This is a genomic window from Caminibacter sp., assembly GCF_053999135.1.
This window is the reverse complement of record NZ_JBMXVQ010000042.1, coordinates 1-8326: the sequence shown is the minus strand read 5'-3', so window position 1 is coordinate 8326 and position 8326 is coordinate 1. Positions and strand designations below refer to the sequence as shown.

Here is an 8326-nt window from a genome sequence, read left to right as displayed (position 1 = left end):
ATTTTCATCCAAGGATTTAAAATTACCGGTTCAAAAAGATTTTTATCATAATTTTCAAACACAAACATCTGCACAAATAATGAATTATAATAATAATCATCCATAATTATACCCTCACCGTAACTCTGTAAAATAACAAGGTTAAGACCTTTATCTCTAAGCTTCTGTTTTCTCACAACAGTTTTTCCGTTTTTAGTAAATGCCACCAGGGCTATCTCTTTTATAGGAATACCCCGTTGAATCATAATAAGCCCTCTTTGCAAATCAACGGGAATTTTACCTACCATAATAAAAGCTCCCTGTTTTTTTAACCTGCTTTTATAAAAAAAATGGTCCTTATAAACTTCCCCCGTATTAAGGTTTCTGTTGCTAAACGCTGCAACGGTAGGGAAAATATTAAACATCCTGTACGGAAGCATTATATAAACATCTCTATTAAGCTCAGGGGTTTTATAGTCTTTTTTACTAATTTCAAAAAGATATTCGTTAACGTTTATAGGTTTTCCGTTTTTAACAAACAGCTGAGGAGCCACAGTTTTATTTGTTTCTACATATTTTTTGACGGATATCTTAGAAAGATTTGCCGCTAAATAAGGATTTGAAGTAGTTAGGATTTTAGAAACCAAAAAATTATCTTCATTATGCTTTCCTCCGTCAACTAACGTATTTACATTCGCATAATACCAAATCGGATATCCGTAATCCCACCATGTAATTACATAATCTTTAGGATTTGATTTTTTTCTAAATTCATCTAGTACAGCAACTTCACTCCTTTTGAAAGTCGTAGGCACAAGATACGGATAACTTCTTAAAGGATATATCTTTTCAATTGAAGCTAAAAGTTTATTATTTTCACAACATCCGACAATATGAGTTATGTTCGGCATAATTAAAAACAGACTTCCTAAAACAGGAATAATAACTTTTAACTTTTCATTTTTAACTTTTAACTTTTCACTTAACACTATAAAAAAATAAACTCCGCTCATAGCCGCCACCGGCACAGCATATACGGTAAACCTGAGACCTCCGACAAAAGCAAAAAACCCTACCCCCCAAAGCGGAAGAGCGATAATAAATTCCTTATGTTTTCTAACCAACAAAACATATCCGATAACGGCAACAATAAGCCCTAAAGTACTTCCTATAATCCTGTCAAACACCACAAACCATGGAATCTGTCCGGCTTCCCTTACCGTTTTGTTAACGTTTAAAAATTTAAGTCCCTCATATGACGTAGTCGAAGTCGAATATGCAAAAATTTTTGATAAAATCATTCCAAAAATATTTCCTGTTAAGAAAAACAATACAAAACCAGCTCCCGCTAAAATCTGAAGATATTTAAATTCTATTTTTTTATTAGTTAAAATCCAATAGATAAAAACCACTAAAACAACCCTTAAAAAAGGATTTACGGCCATAAGTGAAATTGAAAGAAGTGCAATAAATTTATAAGTAAATTCATCTTTTAAATTAAATACCAAAAGATATAAAAACGCCATAATTCCCATTGCATATACAATAGATAATCCCTGATCGTAAGCCCAGGGATAAATTATTGCAGTAATTCCCGCCAAAAGAGCAAAAAACAAATCCCTGTTTTTAACGGAATACAAAATAAAATATAATATAAACATAGGCAGCATTGCCGCAAACATATCGGTATCGTAATATCCAACAAGCGTTCTGTTGTAATAACTCCATCCTATTCCCGCTATAAGAGCCGCCAAAAACCCCCAAAGCTCGTTTTTATAAAGTTTTCCTATTAAAATTACCGGAACAACAACAAGAGAACTAACAACGGCTGAAAGATAAAGCATTACCGTATCAAGGCTTAGATGAAAAAACTTGGCTATATAGGCACTTATAACTGCCAAACCGTAATGCCAGACGTCAATAAGTCTCGGATTGTCAAGATGCATATTATAAAGAATTTTCTGGGCTCCGCTTCCAAAAAAATAACCGTCAACGTTATTTATCATAAGCTGACCGTGCCAGTAAAACTCCGGAATTTTACCCGCCCAGCTTAACCAATACAGGTGAAATAAAAATACAAAAATATAAGCAATTGCGATATATATTAAAGTCAGTTTATTTTCTTTCATTTAATTTCCTTAAACCCAGATTTTATTAAAATCAAATTCAAATTCGCATTCAAATTCAAACTTGACCTTTTCTTGTGTTGCGTCTGCTTTTTTTACAAATCTTCCATTTTTATTTTCATAGACCTTTGCAATTTTATCTTCCGTGTTTACAAGCACATAATATTTCACACCCTCTCTTTCATATAAATCAAACTTTATCGTTTCATCTTTCAATGCTGTTGATGGGGATAAAACCTCAAAAATAACACTTGGAGCTTTTGTAATAAAAGCAGCATCATCATCCACATCATAACATATTACTAGATTATCAGGTTGGACTACCGTATTTTCATCTATTTTCCAATCAACCGGCAAAGTTGCAAAGCATTTATGACAGTTTTTTAAAAGTTCATCAAGCTGCTTTGCTATTTTATTACTGACTTTTTGGTGTCTTATAATCGGCATTGGAGCCATTGCATAAGGCATTCCTTCAATCAGCTCCCACCTGCCTTCCCAGTGTTTATAATCTTCATACGTGTATCGCTCGATATATGCCACAGCCATATTCACTCCTTAATAAAAACTCCAATTTTTTCTGCTTCTTTTTTAAACTTATTAAAGTCTTTAACTATAATTTTATTATCTTCCGCTAATAAAAACAAATCCCTTAAACTCTCAAGTTTTTCCAAACTCTCCCTATCAACTTCTAAAACCGTAAAATTTACTTTTTTAACCTCTTTAAATTTTTTTAAAAGGTTATTAAAATATGTTTTAAAGTTAGCAGGAAATTTTGCAATAGATTCGAGATCTTTAATCCTTTCTTTTAATTCATTTCTGTTTTTAACGCCTTTTAAAATTTTTTCATTGTCTAAAAAGTAAAATTTACCTTTTTTAGTAAAAAACCTGTCTATTTTTGTTTTTAATACAATATCGTTTTCATCAAACATAATAGCCAAAATTTTACTAAACGTTTTAATTTCAGATTTTTTGGTTGCAGGCAGTTTTAAATTATCTGTATATCCGGCATACCAAAGACCGATGTTTGAAAGTTTTGCCGCATAAATATCGTCATAAAAAATATCAACGACTAAATCACTCTCTTTTTTTTCAATTTCTATAAATCCTAATATTGATAATAAATTCAGATACCCTTTTAAAAAGCAGTAAATATATTCTTCATAAAAATCAAATGTCCTGATATGATTGAATATTCCGCCTATCTCTTTAGTTTCATACTCTTTAACTTTTAAAAACTCATCTTTAAATTCAAGTTTATCAAAATCCCTTTTATTAAAATAAAACAAATATTCTTTTCTGTAGGCAATTGCTTCTTTTATATTTTCAATACTTACACAATCATCAAGCTGATATGCCAACTCATAAAGCTCATTATGCAAATCATAAAAAAAGAAATTAACACGCACATTTTTCATATAAGGCATTACCAATTTATAAAGTTCAATTTGATAATCCTCTAACATATGTTTAAAGAAAAAATCATAAAACTTCCTCAAATTCACTTTTTTGTTATCTTCAAAATATCTAAAACCCACATACAAAAGCCATTCGATTTCAGTATCGTTATAACACACCTCCGTTAATTCTTTAAATTTTTTTATATAAGTTTTTTTTACTTTTGACTGGGACGTAAGTTCGATATTTAAATTCCGGATAATTTCCAAATGTTCTTTTATTGCATAATTACACTCTAAATTATCACATTTTATTTCATTTAAATAGTAATTTTTAGGAAGAGGCAAAATATCTTCTATAAAGTCCGCCACATCGACATACAATACATATCTGGTAAAATAGCTGTCATCCTTTAATAAACAACATTCTTTATATTTGTCAATTATTGCTTTATCTTCTTCAAAAATTTTTCTTTTTAAGATAGCATTCTGATAAACTCTTGTTATTTCTTCATTTTTGAATAAATTTTTCTTTAATATCTCTTTATCGATATTTTGAAGCTCTTTTTCCAATTCTATTTTCTTTTTTTTATTAAGGGAATTTTTAAATTTACTGCTAAAATCATTGTTGTAAATCATCAAAAGCTTAACAATATCCTCTTTTCTCATCTACTCTCCTAAAATAAATTCCAAATCTTTCTCATCCAGACTAATTTCAGCCTGTGAATCGATTATGTTTGAGAGGTCTTTTTTGATTTTTTGAAGTTCAAGGATTTTTTCTTCAATAGTGCCTTTTGTAATAAGTTTGTAACTGAAAACCCTGTTTTTCTGCCCGATTCTGTATACCCTGTCAATTGCCTGATTTTCAGCCGCTACATTCCACCAAGGCTCGAATATAAACACATAATCGGCTTTTGTGAGATTTAGCCCGACTCCTCCGGTTTTCAGCGTCATAATAAACAGATCAATATCCTCGTTTAAAAACTTATCAACAACCGCTTTTCTATTTTGTGTGCCGCCGCTCATTGTTACATAAGAAAAGCCTCTTTTTTCGGCTTCATTGGCTATTAAATCGATTGAATATAAAAAATTTGTAAATATTAAGACTTTGTGTTTGTTGCTAACAATGTCTTCTAATTGCTCAAACATCACATCAAGCTTGGAAGAGCGGACGTTTTCATCTTCAATTTCCGGGATTGATGCGATTTGACGAAGTTTTGTAAGAGCCTGAAAAATTGCCATTTTGCTTTTATTGAAGCCTTTTAGTTTAATATTTTCTAAAATCATATTTTTATAATACTCTTTTTTGGCTTCATATATTTCTTTATGTTTTTCATTCATTTCAATTAAAATGGTTGATTCCTGTTTTGGGGGCAGTTCGTCTAATACTTCACTTTTTAGCCTTCTTAAAATAAAAGGAGAGACTTTTGCTTTTAATTCGTTCATAACTTCAATATCTTTTCTCTCTTCGATAGGAATTAAATATTTTGTTTTAAAGTCGTTAAAACTTCTAAACATACCCGGATTTATAAACCTGAAAAGCGCATAAAGTTCACTAAGTGAATTTTCAATAGGAGTGCCGCTTAGGGCAAACCTGTGTTTTGCGTTTATAAGCATAACGGCTTTGTGGATTTGGGAATTTATATTTTTTATATTTTGGGCTTCATCAAGGATTGCAATTTCAAAATCTTTGTCTTTTAATTTTTCAATATCGCTTCTTAACACTCCGTAAGTTGTAATTAACACTCCATCGTCTTTAAGTTCCCTGTTTTGTCCGTAATAGATATGATATTTCATATCGGGGGCAAATTTATTAATCTCTTCCTCCCATGAGGTTAAAAGGCTTCTTGGCACCACCACAACGGCGTTTTTTGCTTCTTTTAGCAGGGCAATTGCCTGAATGGTTTTACCAAGTCCCATATCATCGGCAAGACACCCTCCGAAATTGTTATCTTTTAAATAATTAAGCCATTTTACACCATAAACCTGATAATCCCTTAATTTTGCGTTTAGGTTTATTTTTATTTTTTTGTTTTTAAGTTTATTAAACCCTTCAAAAAACTCCCTTGATTTTTTAAAAACCGCCAAATCTTTATTGCTCACAAGCCTTTCAATTTCGGGCAGGTCAAAAAAGCTTACCTTTAACTTGCCTTCTTCTTCCCTTAAAACCCTTTTCAGTTTTTCGATATAGTCGCTGTTTATGAGGTATTTTTTATCTTTTATGTTTATGTAGTTTTCTTTTTTATATTGTTTTAAAAGCTCTGAAAGCGGTATCTTTACATCGTCAATTTCAACCTCCCCGTCAAGGTCTAATAAATCAACGCCTCTATTGATTCTGACATTTAAAGAAGGTTTGACAATTTTAAGATTGAAATCCTTCAAATGCTTATTGCCGAATATCTCAAACTCCCTGATAAGCTCGGGAAGAAGCGATAAAAATCTTCCGGCGTTATCGCTGTCCAATATAAAATATTCACCCTCTTGAATATACTCGATTTTTTCCTTTTTTAAAAGCTTTTTTAATTTTTTAGTTTTTAAAATAATTTCCTCATCCGATACGTCAAAAACGTCAATGTTTTTTTCATTTAAAAATGCAATCTTGCTTAGGTTTTCAGTATCTATGGTAACACCATCCACAAAACCGCCTATTTTAAAAACAAGATTTTTATCCAGTACCTCTTCAACATATATGGCGGGCCTAAGGGCTATTTCACCGTAATAATTTACATCAAAGCCTGTGATTTTTAACTGCTCGAAGTTACTGAAAAGCAGACTCAAATAATCGTTGTCAATTTTTTTTGTTTTATAAAGGCTGATGTTTTCAATATCTTCTGTAAAATTAACTTTATAAATCCCTTCTTCCGTTAATACATAATCGTTGGTTAAAAACTCCGCTTTTTTAGAATTTATGTAAAAATTTTTTAAATCAAATTCAAGCGTATGGATGGAATGAAAAACGGGATATTTTTTATTTTTATAAATAACCTCATCTAAAAAATCAAGCACGGGGGATTCTTCTATATCAAACTGCCCGAGTCGGTTTGAAAATTTTTTAAGCGTGTTTAAGAGATTTTTGTATCTGCCGCTTATTTTTTCGTTAAAGAGAAAAAGCCTTTTGTCTTTTAATATTTTTATATAATATTTACCGTCAAAATTTTTTACAAGCTCAAACTCAAACACGCTCTTCCTTATTTCCTGTATTTTTCAAAAACTTTTCCAAAATCCACCTTAACCCCGCATATCCCAAAATCAAATACACCTCTGCTAAAATCACCCTTTTTCTTAAATTCTCCGTCAATATTTTTATAAATCTTTGCAACCAAATCATCCGGATATACTAAAATTAAAAAATCAACCCCTTCTTTTTCATAAATTTTAAATTTATATATTTCATCCCTTCTTGCAGTAGATGGTGAAATTATTTCAAATATAATTTCAGGAGCTTTTATTAAATGCTCAACCCCCTCATCATCACAAGTTAAAACAACATCAGGTCTTAATACAGTTTCTTCATTTATTTTATAATCAACTTCTCCTAACACTTCACAATTTTCACACTCTAAACTTTTTTTAAGCTCAAAAATTATATTACTTGCCAACAACTGATGTTTTTTAACAGGTGCAGGTGCCATAGCATAAGGCATTCCGTATATAAGCTCCCAATCCCCTTCCCATTTTTTATAATCTTCATATGTATAATATTCAATTGGCAATACTGACATATTAGCTCCTTATATCCAAATTTTACCAAAATCAAATTCAATTTCGCACTCAAATTTAAATTTAACTTTTTTATCCTCATCGGCAATTTTTATAAATTTCCCCTCTTTATTCTCATAAACTTTTGCCTTCTTTAAATCAGGATAAACAATTACATAATATTTAACCCCTTCTTTTTCATAAATTTCTTTTTTTATAATTTCATCTCTTTTTATTGTCGAAGGTGATGTTACTTCAAAAACAACAGGAGGCGTCTTTGTAAGTTTGTCCTTTATTTTACTGCAATAAACCATAACATCAGGTCTAAGCACTGTATCATCGCTTATAACTATTTCACTTTCCATAATAGCGTGACATCTTTTACATTCTTTTAATTTAGTAATAAGCTCCGCTACAATTCTTGAGCTAATAACCTGATGTTTAGGCAGTGCAAAAGGTGCCATTGCATAAGGCATTCCGTATATAAGTTCCCAATCCCCTTCCCATTTTTCATAATCTTTAATTGTATAATGTTCTTCATACGCTAACGCCATTGTTTTCTCCTGTTTCATTTCTCCTTAAGTACTCTAAAAATTCCAACAATACTCCCGATACCATAACTAAAATGAAGCACCAAAAATGCCAATATCTGATGAAAAACGGTAGTGTTTTTTTTAATTTGAACGCTTCTAACTGAAATTATACTTAAATAAATAAATAAAATTCCTAAAAAAACATACAAACACCACTTATTAAAAACTCCGCAAATACCAAAAAAAATCAAACTCAAAACAAAAAGCATCGGCACGAAATGTCTAAAAGATAAAGATGATAAACTGCCTGTATAATAAGCAGTCAAGATATTCCAAAGTCCGTTATTAAAGTTGTTTTTTGCTAAATCCTTAAAAGTTTCCCTTGCAAAGTATGTGCATTTAATTTCCGGCACCAAATATATTTTACCCCCTGTTTTTTTAAGCCTTTTATTTAGCTCGATATCCTGATTTCTAACAAGTCTTTCATCATAAAGTCCTATTTTTTCAAACACTTCCTTTTTATAACATCCAAACGGTACTGTATCGACTTCTTTTATTTCACTAACCCCGCTTCTAAAAGCACTCCCGACCCCAA

At 30.9% G+C, this 8326-nt stretch carries 7 protein-coding genes; all 7 read right to left on the bottom strand.

Annotated features, from left to right (window positions below; all coding sequences use genetic code 11):
* A partial coding sequence (locus tag ACXJH6_RS03845; protein ID WP_456470448.1) for an STT3 domain-containing protein occupies positions 1–2108 on the bottom strand: 2108 nt, incomplete at its 3' end.
* Between the two features lie 9 nt (positions 2109–2117).
* Positions 2118–2651 (bottom strand): Uma2 family endonuclease, encoded by a 534-nt coding sequence (locus ACXJH6_RS03840; RefSeq protein WP_456470447.1) that lies wholly within the window; start codon positions 2649–2651, stop codon positions 2118–2120.
* A 2-nt stretch (positions 2652–2653) separates the two neighbouring features.
* Complete coding sequence (locus ACXJH6_RS03835; protein ID WP_456470446.1) at positions 2654–4168, bottom strand: hypothetical protein; 1515 nt, start codon at positions 4166–4168, stop codon at positions 2654–2656.
* Positions 4169–6679: a DEAD/DEAH box helicase gene (locus tag ACXJH6_RS03830; RefSeq protein ID WP_456470445.1), complete on the bottom strand. Its 2511-nt coding sequence runs from the start codon at positions 6677–6679 to the stop codon at positions 4169–4171. It abuts the gene before it with no gap.
* A gap of 8 nt (positions 6680–6687) precedes the next feature.
* Positions 6688–7221 (bottom strand): Uma2 family endonuclease, encoded by a 534-nt coding sequence (locus ACXJH6_RS03825; protein WP_456470444.1) that lies wholly within the window; start codon positions 7219–7221, stop codon positions 6688–6690.
* Positions 7222–7230: 9 nt separating this feature from the next.
* Positions 7231–7770 carry a Uma2 family endonuclease gene (locus tag ACXJH6_RS03820; protein ID WP_456470443.1) on the bottom strand — a complete coding sequence of 180 codons (540 nt, stop codon included), beginning with the start codon at positions 7768–7770 and terminating at the stop codon, positions 7231–7233.
* The coding region (locus tag ACXJH6_RS03815; RefSeq protein WP_503417176.1) for a glycosyltransferase family protein at positions 7767–8326 on the bottom strand (560 nt) is incomplete at its 5' end. The genes ACXJH6_RS03815 and ACXJH6_RS03820, both read right to left, overlap by 4 nt.

What these genes read in the sequence shown, in the direction of transcription:
- ACXJH6_RS03820 (WP_456470443.1), bottom strand. Translation starts at nt 7,770, where the DNA reads ATGAAACAGGAGAAAACAATGGCGTTAGCGTATGAAGAACATTATACA.
- ACXJH6_RS03840 (WP_456470447.1), bottom strand. Translation starts at nt 2,651, where the DNA reads ATGGCTGTGGCATATATCGAGCGATACACGTATGAAGATTATAAACAC.
- ACXJH6_RS03835 (WP_456470446.1), bottom strand. Translation starts at nt 4,168, where the DNA reads ATGAGAAAAGAGGATATTGTTAAGCTTTTGATGATTTACAACAATGAT.
- ACXJH6_RS03825 (WP_456470444.1), bottom strand. Translation starts at nt 7,221, where the DNA reads ATGTCAGTATTGCCAATTGAATATTATACATATGAAGATTATAAAAAA.